Genomic DNA, 23,100 nt, shown 5'->3' on the forward strand with positions numbered 1-23,100 from the left:
GATGGCAGGCGAACTCCTCGACAATCAGGGCCGCGGCGATGTCGCCTGGTCCCTCCCCTCCATTCATCCCGAGGGTCGCAAATACGGGCTGATCGCACTTGCTGTCAGCCTGGTGTTCCTGCTGCTGTTCGACTGGGAAATCATCGGCTGGCCGCTGCTGGCGCTCTCCGCCGGCGTTTTCGCCTTCTTCCGCGATCCGGAGCGGGTGGTCCCGCACGAGGAGTCGCTGATCGTCTCCCCGGCGGATGGCCTCGTCTCGCTGATTGCGCAGGTCGAACCGCCCGAGGAGCTCAAGATCGACGACGGCAGTGGCATCGAAGGGCTGCCAGACGGGCTGGTGACGCGGGTCTCGATCTTCATGAGCGTGTTCGATGTCCACATCAATCGCGCGCCGATCGCCGGTGTGATCCGGCGTCTGGTCTATCTGCCCGGCAAGTTCCTGAACGCCGATCTCGACAAGGCGAGCGAGGAAAACGAGCGCCAGCATATCCTGATCGAACGCGCCGACGGGACGCAGATCGGCTTCACCCAGATCGCCGGCCTGGTGGCGCGGCGGATTGTTCCCTTCGTGAAGCCCGGCGACACCGTGGGCGCGGGGCAGCGCGTCGGCCTGATCCGCTTCGGCAGCAGGGTCGATGTCTATCTCCCCGCGGGTACCGATTCCAAGGTGCTGCTCGGGCAGCGATGCATCGCCGGCGAGACCGTTCTGGGCGAAATAGGCATTCGGAAACTAATCGAAGGGGTGAGCCAGTGAGTGCCGATCCACGCGGGGAGCGGCCGCGGCTTGGTCCCAAGGCCACCGAGGACGAACCGTTCGAAGCAGGTCAGACACGCCCGCGCGGGCTTACGCTACGGGCGCTGCTCCCCAATGCGATCACCGCCGCCGCGCTGTGTGCAGGGCTCACCGGCATCCGCTTCGCCATTTCCGGGCAATGGAGCCTGGCGGTCTTCGCGATTATACTTGCGGGGCTGCTCGACGGGCTCGACGGGCGGATCGCCCGGATGCTCAACGCGCAATCGCGTTTCGGCGCAGAGCTCGACAGCCTGGCGGATTCGCTTTCCTTCGGGACCGCGCCGGCGATCATCATCTATCTGTGGTCGCTTCAGGATATGTCGCGGCTTGGCTGGTTCGCGGCGCTGGCTTTCGCGATCTGTTGCGCGCTGCGGCTCGCACGCTTCAATGCGCAGATCGACACCGACGAGCAACCGCACAAATCGGCCGGTTTCCTCACCGGTATACCCGCGCCGGTAGCGGCAGGACTGGCTTTCCTGCCGTTCTATTTCTGGATGGCGACGGGCCAGGAGTTCTTCCGCGATCCGCTGCTGGTCGGTCCGTGGCTGGCGATCATCGCGGTGCTGATGATCTCCAACCTGGCGACGATGAGCTGGGCGTCGCTGCGTCCGCGCCGGACGATCCGGCTGGAACTGCTGGCATTCTCGGGCCTGCTGTTTGCAGCACTGCTGCTCGAACCCTGGTGGACGCTGGTGGCGATCTGTCTCGGCTATTTGGCTGCGCTTCCCTACGGCTGGATGCGTTACGCGAAGATCAGGCGGCAGCGCGCAGCGCGACCCGCTGGGTAAGCTTGTGCGATCCGAGCGGGCGTGAATGATCGGCGTTGCGACGAAGCACGCCGGCGGGCGTTTGCTTGGAAGTGCGATCGCTATCGGCCAGCTGGCGTTTCAGCGCACCGAAAGCAGACCACCAGCGCAATCCGCTATCCGCCAGTACCGCGAGGCTGGCGATCGCCAGCAGGACCAGGAGCGCAATCAGAACAAGAGCAAACATCGACCGTCTTTCCTATCTCGGTGCAGTCCCCCAACCCGGTTGACAGGGTGTGGATAGACAGTGGAAAACCTTCATCGCCCGATATTCGTTCCAGCGACCGGCCCATGTTCTCTATTTGTTCTGACGCGTCAAGCGAATTTGCGGCGGCAGGGCTTTCGCCCGCGACGAATTGACGGTGGATTTGCGGGGCGATCCGCGTTAGGGGCCTGCCGTCCACCAAGGATTCGGCCATTTCCGGCCCGGATCCCGGCGGACAAATCCACATGGCAGGCGCTTCATACCGGTGCCCGATAGCGGGAATGCTCCGCATCTCGGGTTCCAGCCTGCCAGAGGCCAAACCGGAAAGGAATTTACTTATGGCGGCTCCTACCGTCACGATGCAGCAATTGATCGAGGCTGGCGCCCACTTTGGCCACCAGACCCACCGCTGGAACCCCCGCATGAAGCCGTATATCTTCGGCGCGCGCAACGGCATCCACATCATCGACCTTTCGCAGACCGTGCCGCTGTTCGCGCGTGCGCTCGACTTCGTCGCACAGTCCGCGCGTTCGGGTGGCAAGGTTCTGTTCGTCGGCACCAAGCGCCAGGCGCAGGATGCCATCGCCGAAGCGGCGCGGGCATCGGGCCAGCATTTCGTCAACCACCGCTGGCTGGGCGGCATGCTCACCAACTGGAAGACGATCTCGGGTTCTATCAAGCGTCTCAAGACGCTCGAGGAACAGCTTTCGGGCGACACTTCGGGTCTCACCAAGAAGGAAGTCCTCCAGCTGACGCGCGAGCGCGACAAGCTCGAACTCTCGCTCGGCGGCATCCGCGACATGGGCGGTATTCCCGACGTGATGTTCGTGATCGACGCCAACAAGGAAGACCTGGCGATCAAGGAAGCCAACGTCCTTGGCATCCCGGTGATCGCGGTGCTCGACACCAACACCGATCCCACCGGCATCGCCTTCCCGATCCCGGGCAATGACGACGCCAGCCGCGCGGTTCGCCTCTATTGCGACGCGATCGGCGAAGCGGCCCGTTCGGGCAAGGGCGAGGGCGTGATCGACAGCGGCCAGGATTTCGGCGCGATGGAAAATCCCCCCGAAGAAGCCGCGGCCTGATCAGCCTGCGCGGGTGCGTCATGCGCCCGTCAAAACTCCAGTCTAGGCGCCGGTCCGAGCAATCTCGGTCCGGCGCCGCACATCATTCAAGAAGGATCCCACCATGGCGAATTTCACCACCGCCGACATCAAGGCGCTGCGCGAGCGCACCGGCGCGGGCATGATGGATGCCAAGAAGGCGCTCGTCGAATGCGACGGCGACCTCGAAGGCGCGGTCGACGCGCTGCGCGCCAAGGGCCTTGCCACCGCGCAGAAGAAGTCCAGCCGCACCGCGGCCGAGGGCCTGGTCGGCGTCGCCGTCGAAGGCACCAAGGGCGTTGCAGTCGAAGTCAATTCCGAGACCGACTTCGTCGCCAAGAACGACCGGTTCCAGGATTTCGTCCGCAAGGTCACCGAGACCGCGCTCAAGGCCTCGGGCGATGACGTCGAGACGCTCAAGGGCCTCGACTATCCCGATGGCGGGACCGTGAGCGACAAGCTCACCGACAATGTCGCCACGATCGGCGAGAACCAGCAGATCCGCCGGATGAAGACCGTATCGGTCTCCAAGGGCATGGTCGTGCCCTATATGCACAATGCGGTTGCCCCCAACCTCGGCAAGATCGGCGTGCTGGTCGCGCTCGAGAGCGAAGCGGGCGCCGATGTGCTCGAACCGCTCGGCAAGCAGCTGGCGATGCACATCGCGGCGGCTTTCCCGCAGGCGCTCAACGCCGAGGGTCTCGACGCAGAGACGATCGAGCGCGAGCGCAAGATCGCGGCCGAAAAGGCAGCCGAGAGCGGCAAGCCGGCCGAGGTCCAGGACAAGATGGTCGAGGGCGCAATCAAGAAGTTCGCCAAGGAAAACGCGCTGCTGAGCCAGGTTTTCGTGATGGACAACAAGACCGCGATTTCCGATGTCGTTGCCAAGGCGGGCAAGGATGCCGGCCATGCGATCGAGCTGAAGGACTATGTCCGCTTCCAGCTCGGCGAGGGCATCGAGAAGGAAGAGAGCGATTTCGCCGCGGAAGTGGCGGCTGCCGTCAAGGGCTGAGCTCGCAACCAACTCCTACAATTCGCGGCCGCCGGATTTCGATTCGGCGGCCGTTTTTGTGCGTATTTTCCGAGTCGCGGGGAGTTGGTTGATGAAACACATTCGGGGGGAGGGTTTGCAGGCGCTCCCGGGGCCGAATCGCGCGCACAATGACCCGGGGCGAGGCTAGCGCGCGTTTTGCGTGTAGGAAATCCCGCTTTGGCGCTTCTCGCCTTTCCCCTTTGCGCCTCCGCCGCGAGGGGGCTAAGGAGCCGCAACCCTCGGATTTATCGGACAGCTGTCGCCCCATGACCATGCCCCCCATCAAACGCGTCCTGCTCAAACTGTCGGGCGAAGTGTTGATGGGCGATCAGCAGTTCGGCATCGACCCTTCCTTCGTGATGGAGCTGGCGAAGGAAGTGAAATCCGCGCAGGCGGGCGGGCTCGAAATCTGCCTCGTCATCGGCGGCGGCAACATCTTCCGCGGGATGGCGGGCGCGGCGCAGGGGATGGACCGCGCGCAGGCCGATTACATGGGCATGCTGGCGACCGTGATGAACGCGCTGGCGATGCAGAGCGCGCTCGAGCAATTGGGCGTCCCCACGAGGGTCCAGTCGGCGATCGAGATGGACAAGGTCTGCGAACCGGTGATCCGCCGCCGCGCCGAACGCCATCTGGAAAAGGGTCGCATCGTGATCTTCGCCGCGGGCGTGGGCGCACCCTATTTCACCACCGACAGCGGCGCCGCCTTGCGCGCGGCGGAAATGCGCTGCGACGCGCTGCTCAAGGGCACCAGCGTCGACGGGGTCTATGATTCCGACCCCAAGAAGAACCCCGATGCAAAGCGTTACGACACGGTCACTTACGACCGCGTGCTCGCAGACAATCTCAAGGTCATGGATGCCAGCGCGGTCGCGCTGTGCCGCGACAACGGCATCCCGATCGTGGTCTTTTCGATCCGCGAGAAGGGCAATCTGGCGCGCGTGCTGGCGGGCGAGGGCGTCCAGACCATCGTCGGCAATCCATAGCCGCCGGCGAGACACAGCGCGCCGCCTCCGATAGACCCCAGCGACCCAGACTTACGAACCGACCAACAGACCGAGGATTCCGACCATGGCCAAATACGACAAAAGCGATATCGAGCGCCGCATGGCGGGCGCGGTGGAGAGCCTCAAGGGCGATCTTTCGGGCCTGCGCACCGGCCGCGCCAATGTCGCGCTGCTCGATCCGGTGACGGTCGATGTCTACGGCTCGATCATGCCGCTCAACCAGGTGGCGACGGTCAACGCCCCCGAGCCGCGGATGCTCGCGGTCCAGGTCTGGGACAAGGCCAACACCACCGCGGTGGAAAAGGGTATCGCCCGCGCCAATCTGGGTTTGAACCCGATGACCGACGGCCAGACCATCCGCCTGCCGCTCCCCGATCTGACCGAAGAGCGCCGCAAGGAACTGGCCAAGCTCGCCGGGCAATATTCCGAGAACGCCAAGATCGCCATCCGCAACGTGCGCCGCGACGCGATGGAAGCGCTCAAGGAAGACGAGAAGAAGAAGGAAATCTCCGAAGACGACCGAAAGCGGCTCGAGGACGAGGTCCAGAAGCTGACCGACAAGCATGTCGCCGAGGCCGATTCTGTCGCCGAGGCGAAGGAGAAGGAAATCCTCACTCAGTGAGAACCGATCCGTCCCATCCGGCCCAGGGCCTGCCCCAATGACCGAGTCCGCGGCCAAGCCAGCGGCCGGGCCAGTGATCGGGCCTGCGAGTGCCGATCCCGGTCGCGCGCGCCATGTCGCGATCATCATGGATGGCAATGGCCGCTGGGCCAAGCGGCGGCACCTGCCGCGAGCGATCGGCCACCAGCGCGGGGTCGAGGCGGTGCGCCGGCTGGTCCGCGAGGTCGAGCCGCTGGGGCTCGATTGCCTGACCCTCTATGCCTTCAGCAGCGAGAACTGGAAGCGCCCCGAGGACGAGATCGACCATCTGATGGGGCTCCTGCGCAAGTTCATCATGTCCGACCTGCCGGATTTCGTCGCCAATGATGTTCGGCTGAAAATCGTCGGCGATTACAAGGCTCTGGCGCCCGATATTGTCACCATGCTCGAGGATGCGCTGGAGCAGACAGCCAAGGGTTCGCGGATTCTCGCGGTGGCGCTCAACTATGGCTCGCAGCAGGAAATCGTGCGCGCCGCATCGCTCGCTGCCGAGGAGGGCGATATCACCGAGGCGAGCATCGCGCGCCATCTCTACACCGCCGACCTGCCTCCGCTCGACCTGCTGATCCGCACCAGCGGCGAGGTGCGATTGTCCAATTTCCTGCTGTGGCAGGCGGCCTATGCCGAGATGATCTTCACCGATGTGCTGTGGCCGGACTACACACCCGCGCATCTCGCCGAGGCGCTGGCGCAATATGCCGAACGGGAGCGACGCTTTGGCGGATGCTGAGCCGACCCTGCTGGACGAACCGCAAGACGCGCTCGAATCAGGTCCGGCGCGCAAGCGCGATCGGGTGCGCGCGCGGATGAGGCGCTATGTCGATGTCCCGGTCTCGATCCGGACCTCCGACCTGCCGGTGCGCGCGGCTTCCGCGCTGGTGATGATCGCGCTGGCCGCGGCGGCGGTCTGGGCCGGGGGGCCGTGGCTCGCCGGGTTCATCGCTGCGGTGGCATTGGCGACCTACGTCGAGTTCGCGCTGCTGGGGCACCGCGCGTTTTCCAGCTGGACCGGGCGCGTGGTCGCGCTGCTGTTCGGGGTCGCCTATATCGGCTTTGCCGGACTGTTCCTGGCGCAGATGCCGGTGTTCCTGATGGTCGGAGTGATCGGGACGGTGATCTTCGTCGACACTTTCGCCTATTTCTTCGGCCGGACCATCGGCGGCCCCAAGATCGCTCCCGCGATCAGCCCGTCCAAGACCTGGGCCGGGCTGCTGGGCGGCGTGGTCGGCGCCAGCCTCTGGCTGGCCGGCTTCGTCTGGGTGCTCGCGGGCCGGGGCTCGTTCGACATGGTCGGCTACGACATTGCCGAACTGGCGCAGATCGTCGGCATCGGTACGGTGCTGGCGGTCGCGGCGCAGGCGGGCGATTTCTTCGAAAGCTGGCTCAAGCGGCGCGCTGGGCGCAAGGATTCCTCCAATCTCATTCCCGGCCATGGCGGGGTGTTCGACCGCACCGACGGGCTTATCCCGGTCGTGTTGCTGGCCGGGCTGATCCTGGCGCCCGCGGCATGACTCGCTCGCTCACCATCCTCGGCGCGACCGGATCGGTCGGCGCCTCGACGCTCGATCTCATTCGCCGCAACCGCGCCGACTGGCGGGTGGTGGCGCTGACCGCCAATTGCAACGTGGCCGAGCTCGCGAGCCTGGCGCGCGAATTTGGCGCCGAGATCGCGGTGGTGGCGGACGAGAGCTGCCTGGCGGATCTGCGCGACGCGCTGGCGGGGAGCGGGATCGAGGCGGCCGCCGGGCGCAATGCGCTGTGCGAGGTCGCTTCGCGTCCTGTCGACATGACCGTCGCGGCGATCGTCGGCTGCGCCGGTCTCGCGCCGGTGATGGCGGCGATCGAGCAGGGCGGCACGGTGGCGCTGGCCAACAAGGAAGCTTTGGTCTCGGCGGGCGCGGTGATGACCGCCGCGGTCGAGCGCCACGGCGCCACGCTGCTGCCGGTGGACTCGGAACACAATGCGATTTTCCAGTGCCTTGCCGGAAACGATCTGACCGAAGTGTCGAAGATCACGCTCACCGCCAGCGGCGGCCCCTTGCGGACTTGGACGCTGGCGCAGCTCGAGGCGGCGACCCCAGCCCAGGCGGTGGCGCATCCCAATTGGGACATGGGCGCCAAGATCAGCGTCGATTCGGCGACCATGATGAACAAGGGGCTCGAATTGATCGAGGCCCATCACCTGTTCCCGATCGGGCTCGAGAAATTGGGGATCGTGGTCCATCCGCAAAGCGTGATCCATTCGATGGTCGAATTCCGCGATCGCTCGACGCTGGCGCAGCTCGGGCCCTCCGACATGCGGGTGCCGATCGCCTCTTGCCTCGCCTGGCCGGCGCGGATGGAATCGCCCTGCGAACCGCTCGATCTCGCCGCGATAGGTCAGCTGACTTTCGAGGCACCCGACGAAACCCGTTTTCCCGCCACAAGACTGGCGCGGCAGGCTGCCGAAGCGGGTGGGGCCAGCCCTGCGGTGCTCAACGCCGCCAACGAAGTGGCGGTCGAAGCCTTTCTCGCCGGTAAGATTGGGTTCACCCGGATCGCCCTATTGGTCGAGCAGGTGCTGGAAAGCGGAAACCTGCCGCCCGCACCGCACGCGCTCGACGAAGTCCTCATGGTCGACCAGGCGGCCCGTGCCACCGCCATTGCTTTTCTGGAGTCTGCCTGACTTGGACGCTTCGATCCCCTTCTGGATGTATCTCATCGGTTTCCCGCTGCTACTGGGCCCGCTGATCACCCTGCACGAGTTGGGCCACTACTTGGTCGGACGCTGGTTCGGGGTCGAGGCCGAGGCCTTTTCGGTCGGCTTCGGCAAGGAGATCGCCGGCTGGACCGACAGCCGCGGGACGCGCTGGAAGCTCTCGGCGCTGCCGCTGGGGGGCTATGTCCAGTTCAAGGGCGACATGAACCCCGCGAGCGTTCCCGAGGCACACGCGGCCGATGACCACAGCCGCGGCGGCTTCCATCAGGCTTCGCTGTGGAAGCGCGCCCTCATCGTCTTCGCAGGTCCAGCAACCAATGTGCTGATTGCGCTGGTTATTTTCGCCGGTTTCTTCGCCTTCTATGGCCAGCCGGTCGCCGCCGATCCCGAGCGCCAGCTGACCATCGAGGCCTTTCCCGAGCAATCGCCGGCGCGCGAGGCCGGGCTGGAAGTGGGCGATCGCATCCTCGCCATCGAAGGCAAGGCGGTGGAGGATTTTGCCGCCGTGCAGGACGCGGTGATGCTCTATCCCGGGCGCACGCTCGCCTTCACCGTCGCGCGCGACGGCACCGAGCGCAGCTATCCGGTGCGGGTGCGCGCCGAGGAAATGACGGACCGCTTCGGCAACAGCTCGAAGATCGGGCTGGTCGGGATTCAATCCGCGGGCTCTGACTATGTCTACGAGCGCGCCGGACCGATCGCGGCGATCGGGCTGGCGGTCGATCACTCGATCGGGGTGATGGACATGATGCTGACCGGGATCGCGCAGATCTTCACCGGCGAACGCTCGGTCCAGGAGCTGGGCGGGCCGGTCAAGATTGCCAAATATTCGGGCGAGCAGCTCAGCATGGGGGCGATCACCTTCGTCAATTTCGTCGCGCTGATCTCGCTTAACTTGGCATTCATCAACCTGCTGCCAATTCCCGCCCTCGACGGCGGGCACCTGGCTTTCTATGCGGCGGAAGCGATCCGCCGGAAGCCGGTCGGTCAACGCAGTCAGGAATTGGCGTATCGCACCGGCATGGCCCTCGTGCTCATGTTGATGATATTCGTCACGATCAACGATCTGGTGAGCCTTCCCGTTTTCGGGAATTAGCCGGGGGAAAGGAAGCGTCGGCCGTCCGTTGCGCCGCCTGCAGTGCTTGATTGCATGGGGCGCATCGGGCAAAGGGCAGCGAGCCTGCCCGGATCAGCGGTGTCGCCCTTCCGGGAGATGGCGCATTGTTCGGGTCCGACGATTTTATGGGACGGGTATCTCCTTGTCGAACAACACTTATACGACCTCCGCTGTAGTATCGAAGCGCGCCTGGCGGCTTCCCGCCATGCTGATGGCAGGGACGATCCTCGCGGGTCTGCCGGTCGCGGCGATGGCGCAGGATACACCTGCCGAGCCGGAAGCCATGCAACCGCCGGCTTCCGGCGCGGCGCAAACTGCCACTCCGGCCGTTCTCCAGCAGGGCGAGATCGTCCAGACGATTTCGGTCGCGGGCGCGCAGCGGCTCGAGGCGCAGACCATCCTGTCCTATATCCGGCTGCGTCCGGGCGAGGAGTGGAACCAGGTCGTGGGCGACCAGGTGCTCAAGGATATCTACGCCACGGAACTGTTCGCGACGGCGGATGTCCGCTTCGAGCGCGGCGATGTGTTGATCACCGTTGTCGAGAACCCGGTCATCAACCGCATCATCCTGGAAGGCAACGACCGGATCAAGAACGACAAGATCGTCCCCGAGATCAAGCTCGCGCCGCGGCAGATCTTCACCCGCTCCAAGGTGCGCGCCGATGTCGCGCGGATCATCGAGCTCTACAAGCGCCAGGGCCGCTTCGCCGCCACGGTCGAACCGCAGATGGTCCAGCTGGCGCAGAACCGCGTCGATGTCATCTTCGAGATCGACGAGGGTCCCAAGTCCAAGGTCCGCCAGATCAACATCATCGGCAACGAGGCGTTCTCGGACGGCGACCTGCGCGGTGAGATGATCACCAAGCAGGCGCGGCTGACCAGCTTCCTCAGCTCCAACACCAGCTACGATCCCGACCGGCTGGCCTTCGACCAGCAAAAGCTGCGCCAGTTCTACCTGACGCAGGGCTATGCCGATTTCCGCGTCGTCTCCGCGGTCGCCGAGCTGACCCCCGACCAGCGCGATTTCATCATCACCTATGTCGTCGAGGAAGGCGAGCGCTACAAATTCGGCGATGTGAAAGTCGACAGCCAGCTGCGCGATTTCGACAGCGCCTCGATGACCGGTCGCCTGCCGATGCAGAGCGGCGACTGGTACGATGCCAAATCGGTCGAAGATACGGTCGAACAGCTCACCGATCTGGCCGGTACCTTCGGCTATGCCTTCGCCGACGTCGCGCCGCAGTTCAACCGCAGCAAGGAAAACCTCACGATGGACGTGACCTTCGTCCTGCGCGAGGCGCCGCGCGTTTATGTCGAGCGGATCGACGTCAACGGCAACACGCTGACTCAGGACAAGGTCGTGCGCCGCGAATTCCGCGTGGCGGAGGGCGACGCGTTCAACTCGTTGCAGGTCAAGCGTTCGGCGGCGCGGATCAATTCGCTGGGCTATTTCCAGGAGAATTTCGAGATCGCGCAGGTCGAGGGCAGCGCGCCCGACCGCATTATCCTCGAGGCCAATGTCGAGGAGCAGGCGACCGGCGAGCTACAGCTCTCGGCCGGCTTCTCCTCGCTCGAAAGCTTCATCCTGCAAGGCTCGATCCGGCAGCGCAATTTCCGCGGCCGCGGCCAGACGGTCGGGCTCAGCCTCAATTATTCGCGTTTCTCGCGCTCGGCGCAGGCGAGCTTCTCCGAGCCCTATGTGTTCGACCGGAACATTTCCGCGGGCTTCGATGTCTACCGCAAGGACTACAGCAATTTCGGTTTCAACCGGACCAACAACAGCACCTTCGAACAGTCGACCACCGGCTTCTCGCTGCGTGCCGGCGTGCCGCTGAGCGAATATGCCTCGCTGGTTGGCAGCTACACGCTCAATTACGACGACGTCTCGATCGACGAAGACCGGTTCTTCAGCGATTTCGACGGGGACGGGATCAACAGCTGCGAACCGCTGCTGGCGGGCCGGTTCCTGTGCGACGCCATCGGCGAGCGCACGAGCTCGATTCTCGGGCTGACGCTTTCGGTCGATTCCACCGACAGCCGCCTGCGTCCGTCCCGGGGCCGCAGTCTCGCGCTCACCACCCAATACGCCGGTCTGGGCGGTTCGGTGAATTACCTGCGGGTCAACGGCAAGGTGGCACAATACTACCCGCTTCCTGCCGGGTTCATCTTCTCGCTGACCGCCGAAGGCGGGGCAATTCGCAGCTTCGAGGACCGTGGCATTCCGGGAACCGACAATGTTCGTCTGACCGATCGCTTCTTCCTCGGCGAGCCGCAGATTCGCGGGTTCGACATTCGCGGGGTCGGCCCGCGCGTCCTGCGGCGTCCGATCCGCGATACCGATGGCGATGGTGTGGGCGAAGTCACTACCGATCAGAATCAGATCCAGGACGATGCGATCGGCGGGACGGCCTATTATCTCGGTCGCGCGGAGATCGAGATCCCGCTGGGAACCGGCGCGCGCGAGCTTGGCCTGCGCCCCTCGGTGTTCCTCGACGTGGGCGGATTGTTCAACATCACCGACCCGATCCTGCTGCAGAACCCGTTCGGCAACGAGTTCTTCAACCCGCTGCGCGATGCCAGCGGCAATCCGGTCTATCTCAACCCGGGCGATCCGGACGTGACCACCGACGACGTCATTGTGGCGATTCCCGTCGGTGATCCGATCCCGACCGGCTTCGTCGCCCAGGGCAACATCATTCCGGCGTTCGAGGAAGTCTTCCTCGGCGACAGCCCCAGCCCGCGTATTTCGGTGGGTATCGGGGTCAACTGGAATTCCCCCTTCGGTCCGTTCAGGATCGATCTCGCCCATGTGCTTAAGAAGCAGCCTGGCGACGACACCAAACTCTTTTCCTTCAATGTAGGAACGCAATTCTAATGAAATTCTTTGCCAGAACGCTCGCTTCGGCGAGCCTCGCCGCCGCCGTTTTCGCCGCTGCTCCGGCCAGCGCGCAGGTCCAGGGCAATATCGGCGTGGTCAACACCCCGCTCGCCATCGCCCAGACCAATGCACTGCGCACCGCCTTCCAGCAGGTCGGCACCACCTATCAAACGCAGATCACCACCATCCAGCAGCGCCAGCAGCAGATCGAGACGCTGTTGACCCAGCTCGACACCAACAGCGACGGCGGGCTCGACGAGGCGGAGCAGGCTGCGGCGCAGTCCACCACTCAGTGGCAGCAGATCCAGCAGATCGAGCAGGAAGTCGGCCAGCTCACCAATCAGATCGACCTCGCGCGCGTTTATGCGCTCGAGCAGATCCTGCGCCAGTACAGCCCGACGCTCCAGCAGGTCGTGACGCAGAACCAGGTGCAGATCGTGGTCGCGCCCGATTCGGTCATCTACGCGGTGCCCGCGGCCGACATGACTGCCAAGGTCGTGGCCGCTCTCAACACTGCCGTTCCCAGCGTTCAGACCACGCCGCCCGCCAACTGGCAGCCTTCGCGCCAGTCGGTTTCGGTTTATCAGCAGGTCCAGCAGATATTCGCGATCGCGCAGCAGCAGGCACAGGCGCAACAGCCTCAGCAGCCGACCCAGCAGCCGAACGGTCGCTGATAGCGAACGACACGCGTAAAGAGTGGCAGAAATGAGCGATAGCGGCAGCGCCCCGGACGCCGGATCCGAGGGGTCCCCAGAGACTACCGAAGTCAAGAGCCTCGATATCAGGGGGGTGCTCAAGGCGCTGCCGCATCGCTATCCGCTGCTGCTGGTCGACCGCGTCCGCGCGATCGAGCACGGCGAGCGGATCCATGCGGTCAAGGCGGTCTCCTTCAACGAGGAGTTTTTCCAGGGCCATTTTCCCGGCGCGCCGATCATGCCCGGCGTACTGCAGATCGAGGCGATGGCGCAGGCCGCGGCGATCCTCGGGATCGAGACGCTCGGTCTCGCCGGGTCGGGCAAGCTGGTCTATTTCATGGGGATCGAGAACGCCAAGTTCCGCGCCCCCGTGACGCCTGGCTGCCTGCTCGAGATGGAAGTCGAGTTCACCCAGAAGCGCAGCCGGGTGTACAAGTTCAAGGGCAAGGCGAGCGTCGAGGGCAAGACCACCTGCGAGGTCGAATTCACCGCGATGATCGCCGACCCGCCGAAAGACTGAGCTTGCATTCAGCGTCCAACGCTTTATTGGGCGCGCCTTCCCGACACACAGCGGGGCCGGGCGGAACCGGTCCTCACGCTTGGAGATACGAGCCATGAAGGCCGAAACCCATCCCGAATACCACACCATCAACGTCAAGATGACCGATGGTACCGAATTCCAGACGCGCTCCACCTGGGGCAAGGAGGGTGACACGCTCTCGCTCGATATCGACCCCACCAGCCACCCGGCCTGGACCGGCGGCAAGCAGCAGCTTCAGGAAGGTGGCCGCGTTGCCGCCTTCAACAAGCGCTTCGGCGGGCTCAGCCTCAAGAAATAACCCCCGGCTTCTCCGCATTGCGGAGGCAGGGTTCACCAGTTGCGGCCGCAAGGTCGTGAGGGAGGGCGGTCCGACGGGGCCGCCCTTTCCGTATCTGGCCTTTCCGTATCTGCGCTCGTCTGCGGCGAGCCCGCCGCTCAGACGTAGGGTCGCTCGCGGTACCATTTGGTGATCACGTATTTGCGGCCCTTGCGCACTTTCATCCCGTGATGGAGCGTGTTGGGGTTGGGGCGCAGATCCAGGCGGCGGTTGTTCCAGCACACCAGCTTGCCCGCCTCGGGGGTGAAGCTCTTGCCGATGGTCTTGAAGCGGGTCGCACCGCCGGCATCGACATCGTTGAGATAGACCATGAAGGTCCAGGTCCGCTGCCCTGCGACCGCGCAATAGGTTTGATAATCCTGTCCCTCGGGATTGAACCAGTCGCAATGGGGTTTGAACTCCTGCCCGACATCGTAGCGCTGGCCCTGCACTGGTTCGCCATGCACCGGATCGATCCCCGACAGCGCCAGCAGCCGCTCTTCCAGCGCCAGCACCGCAGGGTGGCCGGGTGGCAGATCGCAGGTCTCGCTGGTGCGAAAATAGCGATCGCCCATATCGTCGGCGATGGTCGAGGGGCGACGGTTGGTCTCGATCATCGCGATCAGTTCGGCGCGGAGTTCGGGAGCGATGAAATTGCGCAGCTGGAACAACTCGAGCTTGTCGGTCGGGACGCGCTGCACGCCCTTGTGCTCGAGCAGTTGCGCCGCCGAGGATTCGCCTGGTGAATTCATTTGTACGACCCATATCGATCATGGCCGCCGGAACAAGCCGAGGGAAAGGGGGCGGGCAAGATAATTACGCGAGGCGAGGTCCGGACGCCTTTTTTCCTTCCCATCCCGGCTGCCTTATGCAACAGGCACGCGCCGCGACCCCAAGCGGCTTGACGCTGGGGTTTTGCGCAGTAACAGGCCCCGCATCACGGGTCCGGCATATGGCCGGCCCCGGGGGCATGTGGCGATCGTAGCTCAGTTGGTTAGAGCGCCGGTTTGTGGTACCGGAGGTCGCGGGTTCAAGACCCGTCGATCGCCCCATTTTCCCCCCATCCGCGAGTCCGGTCGGGCCGCGATTTCGAGACGACGGCCCGCGGGCCGCGCTTTATTCTGGACGGGATCGATAGCGATATGACGGCATTCTGGACCGAAGCGGATTACGACGATCACGAGCTGGTCCAGCTGGTTCGCGATCCCAAGTCCGGTCTGACCGCGATCATAGCGCTCCATTCCACCCACCTCGGCCCCGGCGCCGGCGGAACGCGGTTCTGGCACTATCCCGACCCCAAGGATGCCATCCGCGACGCGCTGCGGCTGAGTCGCGGGATGAGCTACAAGAACGCCATGGCCGGCCTGCCGATGGGCGGCGGCAAGGCCGTGATCCTCGCGGACGAGGCCAAGACGAAGACCCCCGAAATGCTCGCGGCCTTCGCCGATGCGGTCGAGGCGCTCAATGGCCAATATGTCACCGCCGAGGATGTCGGCATTTCCGAAGCCGATATGGCGCTGGTGGCCAAGCGGACGCAATATGTCTCGGGCCTGCCCAATGACGATGCGGATGCGGCGGGCGGCGATCCCGGACCCTTTACCGCGATGGGAATCTATCACGGCATCAGGGCGGCGGTGCGCCACAAGCTGGGCAAGGACAGCGTCGAGGGCGTCCATATCGCGATCCAGGGCACCGGCAGCGTCGGCGGCGGCGTCGCGCGGCTGCTCGCCAAGGATGGCGCGCAGCTTACCCTGTCGGACATCCATCACGACCGGGTCGAGGAACTCGCGCGCGAGCTCGATGCCGAGACCTGCGCCAGCGATGCGATCATGGGCATCACCTGCGACGTGTTCAGCCCCAATGCGCTTGGCGCGGTGCTCGACGACGAGGGTATCGCCCGGCTCGATTGCGCGGTGGTCGCGGGCGGGGCCAACAACCAGCTCGCCCGCGCGGGTCATGGCCAGCTGCTGGCCGAGCGCGGCATTCTCTACGCCCCCGACTACGTCATCAACGCCGGCGGCATCATCAGCGTCACTCTGGAATATCTCAGCCGCCGCGAAGGCAAGGACTGCGACATCAACGAGGTCCGCAAGCGGCTCGCGCAGATCCCCGGCCGGCTCGAGGAAATCTGGCAGGAAAGCGACGCCAGCGGCGTCTCCTCCGACCAGGTCGCCGACCGGATGGCGCAAAAGCTGATCGGGCGCTGATCCGGGCTCTTGCATGGCGCGAGCGAGCCTGCCAGAACGGTGATATCCGATGCATGGCTTCGCCAATCCCAAGCGCTTCCTGTCGCTGGCCCGCTGGCTGACCCCTTTACTGCTGGTGGGCGGGCTGGTGCTCGCAAGCGGTGCGCTGCTGTGGGGGTTCTTCGTCGTTCCGCCCGACCGGCTGATGGGCGAAACGGTCCGCATCCTGTTCCTCCATGTCCCCACCGCCTGGCTGGGAATGGGCGGCTGGTCGGCGATCGCGCTGTCCAGCCTGGTCTACCTCGTCTGGCGGCACCCACTCGCCAATCTAGCCGCGCGCGGGGCGGCGGTTCCGGGGCTGGTGTTCACCGCATTGTGCCTGGTCACCGGCTCGATCTGGGGTCGCCCGACCTGGGGCACCTGGTGGGTGTGGGACGGGCGGCTGACCAGCATGCTGGTGCTGCTGTTCCTCTACCTCGCCTATATCGCGCTGGCGCAGGCCGCCGAGCGCGAAGGGGTGAGCCCGCGCATCCCGGCGATCTTCGGGCTGCTCGGCGCGGTCAACATCCCGATCATCAACCGCTCGGTGGTGTGGTGGAATTCGCTCCACCAGCCACCCAGCATCACCGCGGGGGGCAGCAGCATCGACGCTGAGTTCCTGGTTCCACTGCTGGTTGCGGTGCTCGGCTTCTCGCTGCTGTTCGGCGCGATCGTGCTGATGCGGATGCGCGCGCTGCTGGCCGATGCGCAGGCCGATGCGCGGCTGCGGCGTAAAGCGATGGAGGCCTGAGATGATGCGCGAAGCACTCGACCAATGGGATTTCGTCCTCGCCGCCTATGCGGTGGGGGTGATCGGGATCGTCGCGATGACTGGCTGGAGCTGGCTGGCGATGCGCCGCGCCGAGCGCCGCCGCGACCTTTCGCGAGGCAGGGCGCGCGGCCAATGAGCGCGCTCAAGCCCAAGCACCAGCGGCTCGTGCTGGTGGTGGTCGCGCTGATCGCGCTGGTCGCGGCAGGGCTGCTCGCGGCCTATGCGCTGCGCAGCCAGGCGAGCTATTTCTACCTCCCCGAACAGATGCGCGACGACCCGCCCTCGATCGGCCAGGCGGTGCGGCTCGGCGGCATGGTCGAGCAAGGGTCGCTGGCGACCGATCCCGACGGCTTCACGTTGCGCTTCATGGTCACCGGCAATGACGGCGCGCGGGTGCCGGTGCAATTTGCCGGGATCGCACCCGATTTGTTCGTCGAGGGCTCGGGTGTGGTCGCCGAAGGTCGGCTGGGGCCCGACGGAACCTTCGTCGCCGACAATCTGCTCGCTAAGCACGACGAGAATTACGTCCCCCGCGAGCTCGAGGGCATGGACGGGTTCGAGGCAGCCGAGATGGCCGAAGAAACGACGGTCGGGCTCGAATGATCGCAGAACTCGGACTGGCTGCCTTGTGGCTCGCCGCGGCGCTGGCGGGACTGCAGACGATCGCCGGATTTCTGGCGGTGCGTGCGAACAAGCCCACCGAGCTCGGCGCGCTGATCCGCCCCGCAGCGGTGGTGCAGGGCGTCTTCGCGGGCCTGTCGTTCTGCGCGCTGCTCTATGTTTTCGCGATCACCGATCTGTCGGTGAAGCTGGTCGCGAGCAATTCGCATGCGCTCAAACCGATGGTATTCAAGCTCTCGGGTGCCTGGGGCAATCACGAGGGCTCGATGCTGTTGTGGGTCACGGTGATGGCGCTGGCGGGCGGGTTGATCGCGGTGGTCGAGCGGCGGCTGCCGGACCGGACCATGCAGGCGACGCTCGCCGCGCAGGGCTTCGTGGCGCTGGGCTTCTACGCCTTCCTGCTGCTCAGCTCGAACCCGTTCGAGCGGCTGCCCGTGCCCGCCACCGAAGGGATGGGGCTCAACCCGCTGCTGCAGGACATCGGCCTCGCCTTCCACCCGCCGACGCTTTATTTCGGCTATGTCGGCCTCTCGATCGCCTTCAGCTTTGCGGTCGGCGCGCTGCTTACCCGGCAGGTGAACCCGGATTTCGCCCGCGCGATGCGGCCCTGGGTGCTGGGCGCCTGGGTGTTTCTCACCATCGGTATCACCGCCGGATCCTACTGGGCCTATTACGAGCTGGGCTGGGGCGGCTGGTGGTTCTGGGACCCGGTCGAGAACGCCTCGCTGATGCCCTGGCTCGCCGCCACCGCGCTGCTGCATTCCGCCAGCGTGCTCGCCGCGCGCGACGCGCTGCGCGTCTGGACCATCATGCTCGGCGTGGTCGCCTTCTCGATGAGCATGCTGGGGACCTTCCTGGTGCGCTCGGGCATCCTCACCAGCGTCCATTCCTTCGCGGTCGATCCCGAGCGCGGCACATTCATCCTGCTGCTGCTCGCGCTCTATATCGGCGGCGCACTGCTGCTGTTCGCGCTGCGCGCCAGCACCATTTCCGAAGGCAAGCGCTTCGCCATCGCCAGCCGCGAGGGCGCGCTGGTGGTCAACAATGTCATGCTCAGCGCGATTCTCGCCATCGTCCTGCTCGGCACGCTCTATCCGCTGCTGACCGAAGCCTTCGACGTCCGCGTTTCAGTCGGGCCACCCTATTTCAACCCGGTCGGGGCGATCTTCGTCGTCCCGATGCTGCTGGTGATGGCGGTCGGGCCGCTGCTGCGCTGGCGCCAGGACCGGTTTACCCGCATCTCGCGCGAAATGACGGTGCTGGCGACGATCCTCGTGGCGGCGCTGGTTGTGGTCGCGCTGCTGGGCGACGTGGCGCTGCTGCCGCTGCTTGGCCTCGCGCTGGCGGCAATGCTGGCGTTTGCGAGCTTCCTGCCGCTGCGCGGACGCAAGCTGACCCGCATTCCCATCGCAACCTGGGGCATGGTCGTCGCGCATTTCGGGATCGCCGTGGCGTTGTTCGGCATGGCCAGCGAAAGCGCCTTCACCGAGGAGCGGCTCGCTGCGCTGGAGCCGGGCGGCACGACGCAGGTCGGCGATTGGGCGATCACGCTCGATGCCGTGGTCCCCGTCGCCGGGCCCAACTGGACTGCGATCGAAGGACAACTCAGCGCTCGGATCGACGATGGCGAACCGATAGAGATGCGCCCGCAATCGCGGACCTTCTGGGCGCCGCCGCAGCAAACCGCCGAGAGCGTGCTCGCCACCCGCTGGAACGGACAGCTTTATGCGGTGATGGGAGATGCCGCGGGTGACGGTCGCTGGCAGGTCCGGTTGTGGTGGAAACCCTTCGTCACCTTCATCTGGTACGGCGGCCTGCTGGTCGCGCTGGGCGGGGTGCTGGCAATCATCGGCCGCGTCATGGACGATCTGAGGCGTCGCAGCGTACGCCGTCGCGCCGCCGCGCGCCGCGAGGACGCGGTGTCCCTGGAGAGCACAACATGAGCGGCTGGCGGCTTTGGGTGCCGCTGATGCTGTTCGCGGGCTTTATCGGCGTGGCGGGCTACCAGCTGTCGCAGCCCAAGAACGAATTCATCGAGAGCCGCATGGTCGGCCGCGAACTCCCCTATTTCGACCTGCGCCCGGCCACCACCGACCGGCCCGGGATCGCCAGCGCGCAATTCAGCGACGGCCAGCCGCGCCTGCTCAATATCTGGGCGAGCTGGTGCGTACCCTGTGTCGCCGAAGCGCCCTATCTCGAACAGCTGAAGGAGCAGGGCGCGGCGATCGTCGGCGTCGCCATTCGCGACCGGCCCGAGGATGTCTCACGCTTCCTCGAACGCCATGGCAATCCCTATACGGCGATCGGCTCGGACGACCTGTCCGAAGTGCAGTTCGCGATCGGGTCTTCGGGCGTGCCCGAAACCTTCGTGATCGATGGCCAGGGGCGGATCACCCACCAGCATATCGGCGATATCCGCGAAAGCGATGTGCCCGTCCTGCTCGAAAAGCTGCGGGAAGCGGGCGCATGACCGCTCATGGCCTGTTCTCCACTGCCTCGCTGCGCCGGTCCCTGATGGCGCTTCTGATTCTGTGCCTTGGCGCGCCTCTGATGGCGCAGCAATCGCTCCCGCCCGCGCCCTATGCCAATCGCCAGCTCGACGACCCGGCGCAGGAAGCCGTGGCGCAGGAGCTGATGGCAAGCCTGCGCTGTCTGGAATGCCAGTCGCAGGCGATCAACGACAGCAATTCGCCCATGGCGGGCGACATGCGTCACCAGGTCCGCATCCGGATCGCTGCGGGCGAGGATCCCGAGGCGATCCGCGCCTGGCTGATGGATCGCTATGGCGATTATGTCAGCTATACGCCCCAGGTCAGCGCCACCACCTGGCCGCTGTTCGTCGTCCCGCTGCTGCTGCTGCTGGTGGCGGGCGCGATCTTCTGGCGCCGATTCGGGAAGCGCGCATGATCTGGTTGCCGATCCTTGCACTTGCGGTTTTGGGGTTTCTCGCCGCCGCCTTCCTGTTCGGTCTGTTGCGCAGCGGCTGGACACTGTTTGGCGCGGCGCTGCTGTTCGGGCTGACGGGCTATGCGCTGCAGGGTTCGCCGGATCAGCCTGCGGCCCCGAGCGCCGGTGTGGAGCGGGTGGCCGAAACCGGCGAACTCATGGTTCAGGCGCGGCGCGAATTCTACGATCCAGAGACGATGCCCTCGCGCTACGTCGTAAGCTCCGACGCCTTCGCGCGCCGCGGGCAATACGAGGATGCGGCCAATTTCCTCCGCAATGCTGTGGCCGACAACCCGCAGGACGACGAAGCCTGGGTCGCGCTGGGCAATGTGCTGGTCGAACACGCGGAAGGCCAGCTTAGCGCCGCCGCGCTGTTCGCCTATGCCCGCGCCGAGGAACTGGCGGGGGACAATCCCGCGCCGGGCTATTTCGTCGGACTGGCGATGCTGCGCGCGGGCGAGTTCGCGCAAGGGCGCCGGATGTGGGCGGAAATTCTGGCCGAGGCGCCTGTGGATGCGCCCTGGCGACCGGGCGTGGCCGAGCGGCTGGAGCGGCTCGACGCACTGCTTTTCGGTGGCGGGATGCCCCCGGCCACCCGCTAGGTCGGGGGCGGGACCGCATGTTGCGGGTGCGAAATCTTCCTGCTAAGCGCCGCGACCTTGCGGTTCGGCACTGCTGCCGCGCGCGAAGGATCAGCCACATGAGAGCAGGGACGCCGCACCGATGAGCGAAAGCCAGGTGCCCCAGAAGCATCCGTCTGCCGAGAGCAATGGCGGAACTGCAGGAACAAACGGTGTCGGCAAGAAGGCGACCAAGGGCGCGCTTGCCGTCGGCGCGATCGGCATCGTCTTCGGGGATATCGGTACCAGCCCGCTCTATGCTTTCCGCGAGACCTTTGCCGGGGCGCATCCGCTGGCGCTCGACACCATGCATATCCTCGGCGTGGTGAGCCTGATATTCTGGTCGATGACGCTGGTGGTTTCGCTGCAATACGTCACCATCCTGATGCGCGCCGACAACAAGGGACAGGGCGGCAGCCTTGCGCTGGTGGCGCTGATCTCGCGCCATATCAGCGGCTCGAAGCATGGCTGGCTGGCGGTGCTGCTGGGGGTCTTCGCGACCTCGCTGTTCTATGGCGACAGCATGATCACGCCCGCGATCTCGGTGCTGTCGGCGGTGGAAGGGCTGACCGTGGTCAATCCCGACATGGAGGAACTGGTCATCCCCATCGCGCTGGCGCTGCTGATCGCGCTGTTCGTGATCCAGAAGCGAGGCACCGCCAAGGTCGGGGCGCTGTTCGCGCCGGTTATGATCGTCTATTTCGTCGTCCTGGCCGGGTTGGGGATCAACCAGATCCTCCAGCATCCCGAAGTCCTGTGGGCGCTCAACCCCTATTACGCGTTCAATTTCTTCATTATCGACGGCTGGCTGGCGTTCCTCGCGCTGGGCTCGGTGGTGCTGGCGGTGACGGGTTCGGAAGCGCTCTATTCGGACATGGGCCACTTTGGCCGCGGCCCGATGCGATTGTCGTGGTTCGGTTTCGTGATGCCCTGCCTGCTGCTCAATTATTTCGGCCAGGGCGCGATGGTCATGAGCCTCCCGCCCGAATTGGCGAGCGAGGCGATCCAGAATCCGTTCTTCTTCCTCGCGAGCGAGCAATACCGCCTGCCGCTGGTGCTGCTCGCCACGGTTGCGACCTTCATCGCCAGCCAGGCCGTGATTTCGGGTGCCTTCTCGATCACCCACCAGGCGATGCAGCTGGGCTTCATCCCGCGGCTCTCGATCCGCCACACCAGCGAGACCGAGGCGGGCCAGATCTACATCCCGGTGGTCAACTGGGCCTTGATGGTCGCGGTGATCATCCTGGTGCTGACCTTCCAGAATTCCTCCAACCTCGCCGCCGCCTATGGCATCGCGGTGACCGGTGCGGTGACGATCGACACGTTGCTGATGGGTGTGCTGTTCGTCGGGGTGTGGAAGTGGAAATGGTGGTACGCCGCGCCGGTGGTGGCGGTGTTCCTGATCGTCGATGGCGCCTATTTCGCCGCCAACCTCACCAAGGTGGCCGATGGCGGCTGGTTCCCGCTTGTGGTCGGCCTGTTCGCCTTCACCCTGCTCACCACCTGGGCACGTGGCCGCAAGCTGATGCGCGACCGCATGACCGAGGTTGCGCTGCCGATCGAGATCTTCGCCAAATCGGCCAAGAACAGCACCACCCGCGTGCCCGGCACTGCGATCTTCATGGCCAGCCAGACTGCGGGCGTGCCCTCGGCGCTCCTGCACAACATCAAGCACAACAAGGTGCTCCACGAGCGGGTGGTGATCCTCACCGTTGAAATCGCCGACGAACCCTATGTCGACGAGACCGCGCGCTGTGAGATGCACGATCTGGGCGACGGTTTCTATCGCGCGGTGCTGCACTACGGCTTCATGGAAGAGACCGACGTGCCCAAGGGGCTCAAGAGCATGTCGCGCTGCGGCGGCGAGTTCGACATGATGAACACCAGCTTCTTCCTCAGCCGGCAGACGCTGATCGCCAGCGAGAAGCCGGGGATGCCGATCTGGCGCGAGAAGATCTTCGCCTGGATGCTGCGCAATTCGGCCACTGCGATGGAGTTCTTCCGCCTGCCGACCAACCGCGTGGTCGAGCTGGGGAGCCAGGTGGAGATCTGAGGCGCGG

Annotated in this window: 25 protein-coding genes and 1 tRNA gene; 24 read left to right on the top strand and 2 right to left on the bottom strand. The window is 65.2% G+C overall.

What is annotated here, in order from left to right:
• Position 1: 1 nt before the first annotated feature.
• Both ACWIKC_RS04795 and ACWIKC_RS04800 read left to right on the top strand, forming a co-directional pair.
• The gene (locus ACWIKC_RS04795) at positions 2-754 is read left to right on the top strand and encodes a phosphatidylserine decarboxylase (protein ID WP_454598984.1); all 753 of its coding nucleotides are present in this window, start codon (positions 2-4) and stop codon (positions 752-754) included.
• On the top strand, positions 751-1,581 hold the full coding sequence (locus ACWIKC_RS04800; protein WP_454598985.1) for a CDP-alcohol phosphatidyltransferase family protein: 831 nt from the start codon (positions 751-753) through the stop codon (positions 1,579-1,581). Before ACWIKC_RS04795 ends, ACWIKC_RS04800 begins: the two co-directional genes overlap by 4 nt.
• On the opposite strand, the gene ACWIKC_RS04805 is transcribed toward ACWIKC_RS04800, so the two are convergent.
• On the bottom strand, positions 1,547-1,786 hold the full coding sequence (locus tag ACWIKC_RS04805; protein ID WP_454598986.1) for a hypothetical protein: 240 nt from the start codon (positions 1,784-1,786) through the stop codon (positions 1,547-1,549). The genes ACWIKC_RS04800 and ACWIKC_RS04805 overlap by 35 nt on opposite strands.
• A gap of 356 nt (positions 1,787-2,142) precedes the next feature.
• Between ACWIKC_RS04805 and rpsB the strand changes: the two genes are divergently transcribed.
• From rpsB to rpmE, 12 genes are all read left to right on the top strand, one after another.
• Positions 2,143-2,892, top strand: coding sequence for a 30S ribosomal protein S2 (gene rpsB, locus ACWIKC_RS04810; RefSeq protein WP_454598987.1), 750 nt, complete (start codon positions 2,143-2,145; stop codon positions 2,890-2,892).
• 103 nt (positions 2,893-2,995) lie between these two features.
• Entirely contained in the window at positions 2,996-3,922 is a 927-nt protein-coding gene (tsf, locus tag ACWIKC_RS04815) for a translation elongation factor Ts (protein ID WP_454598988.1), read from the top strand.
• Between the two features lie 287 nt (positions 3,923-4,209).
• On the top strand, positions 4,210-4,929 hold the full coding sequence (pyrH, locus tag ACWIKC_RS04820) for a UMP kinase (RefSeq protein WP_454598989.1): 720 nt from the start codon (positions 4,210-4,212) through the stop codon (positions 4,927-4,929).
• 85 nt (positions 4,930-5,014) lie between these two features.
• The gene (frr, locus tag ACWIKC_RS04825; protein WP_454598990.1) at positions 5,015-5,572 is read left to right on the top strand and encodes a ribosome recycling factor; all 558 of its coding nucleotides are present in this window, start codon (positions 5,015-5,017) and stop codon (positions 5,570-5,572) included.
• A gap of 37 nt (positions 5,573-5,609) precedes the next feature.
• The gene (uppS, locus tag ACWIKC_RS04830; protein WP_454598991.1) at positions 5,610-6,341 is read left to right on the top strand and encodes a polyprenyl diphosphate synthase; all 732 of its coding nucleotides are present in this window, start codon (positions 5,610-5,612) and stop codon (positions 6,339-6,341) included.
• Positions 6,307-7,122, top strand: coding sequence for a phosphatidate cytidylyltransferase (locus ACWIKC_RS04835; RefSeq protein WP_454598992.1), 816 nt, complete (start codon positions 6,307-6,309; stop codon positions 7,120-7,122). The genes uppS and ACWIKC_RS04835 overlap by 35 nt, the downstream gene beginning before the upstream one ends.
• A complete protein-coding gene (locus ACWIKC_RS04840; RefSeq protein WP_454598993.1) occupies positions 7,119-8,276 on the top strand; it encodes a 1-deoxy-D-xylulose-5-phosphate reductoisomerase in 1,158 nt (385 codons plus the stop codon). Before ACWIKC_RS04835 ends, ACWIKC_RS04840 begins: the two co-directional genes overlap by 4 nt.
• A gap of 25 nt (positions 8,277-8,301) precedes the next feature.
• Positions 8,302-9,405, top strand: a complete 1,104-nt coding sequence (rseP, locus tag ACWIKC_RS04845) for an RIP metalloprotease RseP (protein ID WP_454599439.1) — start codon at positions 8,302-8,304, stop codon at positions 9,403-9,405.
• Positions 9,406-9,631: 226 nt separating this feature from the next.
• Positions 9,632-12,301, top strand: a complete 2,670-nt coding sequence (bamA, locus tag ACWIKC_RS04850) for an outer membrane protein assembly factor BamA (protein WP_454599440.1) — start codon at positions 9,632-9,634, stop codon at positions 12,299-12,301.
• Positions 12,301-12,978: an OmpH family outer membrane protein gene (locus ACWIKC_RS04855; protein WP_454598994.1), complete on the top strand. Its 678-nt coding sequence runs from the start codon at positions 12,301-12,303 to the stop codon at positions 12,976-12,978. The genes bamA and ACWIKC_RS04855 overlap by 1 nt, the downstream gene beginning before the upstream one ends.
• 31 nt (positions 12,979-13,009) lie before the next feature.
• On the top strand, positions 13,010-13,519 hold the full coding sequence (gene fabZ, locus ACWIKC_RS04860; protein ID WP_454598995.1) for a 3-hydroxyacyl-ACP dehydratase FabZ: 510 nt from the start codon (positions 13,010-13,012) through the stop codon (positions 13,517-13,519).
• A gap of 94 nt (positions 13,520-13,613) precedes the next feature.
• Positions 13,614-13,838 (top strand): 50S ribosomal protein L31, encoded by a 225-nt coding sequence (gene rpmE / locus ACWIKC_RS04865; RefSeq protein ID WP_454598996.1) that lies wholly within the window; start codon positions 13,614-13,616, stop codon positions 13,836-13,838.
• A gap of 137 nt (positions 13,839-13,975) precedes the next feature.
• On the opposite strand, the gene ACWIKC_RS04870 is transcribed toward rpmE, so the two are convergent.
• Positions 13,976-14,608 (bottom strand): prolyl hydroxylase family protein, encoded by a 633-nt coding sequence (locus tag ACWIKC_RS04870; RefSeq protein WP_454598997.1) that lies wholly within the window; start codon positions 14,606-14,608, stop codon positions 13,976-13,978.
• 223 nt (positions 14,609-14,831) lie between these two features.
• On the opposite strand from ACWIKC_RS04870, the gene ACWIKC_RS04875 reads away from it, so the two are divergent.
• The 10 genes from ACWIKC_RS04875 (at position 14,832) to ACWIKC_RS04920 (ending at position 23,093) form a co-directional block, all read left to right on the top strand.
• A tRNA-His gene (locus ACWIKC_RS04875) sits at positions 14,832-14,908 on the top strand.
• Positions 14,909-14,998: 90 nt separating this feature from the next.
• Positions 14,999-16,063, top strand: coding sequence for a Leu/Phe/Val dehydrogenase (locus ACWIKC_RS04880; RefSeq protein WP_454598998.1), 1,065 nt, complete (start codon positions 14,999-15,001; stop codon positions 16,061-16,063).
• 49 nt (positions 16,064-16,112) lie between these two features.
• Positions 16,113-16,832, top strand: coding sequence for a heme ABC transporter permease CcmC (ccmC, locus tag ACWIKC_RS04885; protein WP_454598999.1), 720 nt, complete (start codon positions 16,113-16,115; stop codon positions 16,830-16,832).
• Position 16,833: 1 nt separating this feature from the next.
• On the top strand, positions 16,834-16,989 hold the full coding sequence (locus ACWIKC_RS04890) for a hypothetical protein (RefSeq protein ID WP_454599000.1): 156 nt from the start codon (positions 16,834-16,836) through the stop codon (positions 16,987-16,989).
• Positions 16,986-17,456 (top strand): cytochrome c maturation protein CcmE, encoded by a 471-nt coding sequence (gene ccmE, locus ACWIKC_RS04895; protein ID WP_454599001.1) that lies wholly within the window; start codon positions 16,986-16,988, stop codon positions 17,454-17,456. The genes ACWIKC_RS04890 and ccmE overlap by 4 nt, the downstream gene beginning before the upstream one ends.
• Positions 17,453-19,417: a heme lyase CcmF/NrfE family subunit gene (locus ACWIKC_RS04900; protein WP_454599002.1), complete on the top strand. Its 1,965-nt coding sequence runs from the start codon at positions 17,453-17,455 to the stop codon at positions 19,415-19,417. Before ccmE ends, ACWIKC_RS04900 begins: the two co-directional genes overlap by 4 nt.
• Positions 19,414-19,944, top strand: coding sequence for a DsbE family thiol:disulfide interchange protein (locus tag ACWIKC_RS04905; RefSeq protein WP_454599003.1), 531 nt, complete (start codon positions 19,414-19,416; stop codon positions 19,942-19,944). Before ACWIKC_RS04900 ends, ACWIKC_RS04905 begins: the two co-directional genes overlap by 4 nt.
• Positions 19,941-20,381 carry a cytochrome c-type biogenesis protein gene (locus ACWIKC_RS04910; protein ID WP_454599004.1) on the top strand — a complete coding sequence of 147 codons (441 nt, stop codon included), beginning with the start codon at positions 19,941-19,943 and terminating at the stop codon, positions 20,379-20,381. Before ACWIKC_RS04905 ends, ACWIKC_RS04910 begins: the two co-directional genes overlap by 4 nt.
• On the top strand, positions 20,378-21,022 hold the full coding sequence (locus ACWIKC_RS04915) for a tetratricopeptide repeat protein (protein ID WP_454599005.1): 645 nt from the start codon (positions 20,378-20,380) through the stop codon (positions 21,020-21,022). Before ACWIKC_RS04910 ends, ACWIKC_RS04915 begins: the two co-directional genes overlap by 4 nt.
• A 121-nt stretch (positions 21,023-21,143) precedes the next feature.
• On the top strand, positions 21,144-23,093 hold the full coding sequence (locus ACWIKC_RS04920) for a potassium transporter Kup (RefSeq protein WP_454599006.1): 1,950 nt from the start codon (positions 21,144-21,146) through the stop codon (positions 23,091-23,093).
• Positions 23,094-23,100: the final 7 nt, after the last annotated feature.

The organism is Qipengyuania sp. SM2507, assembly GCF_053714505.1.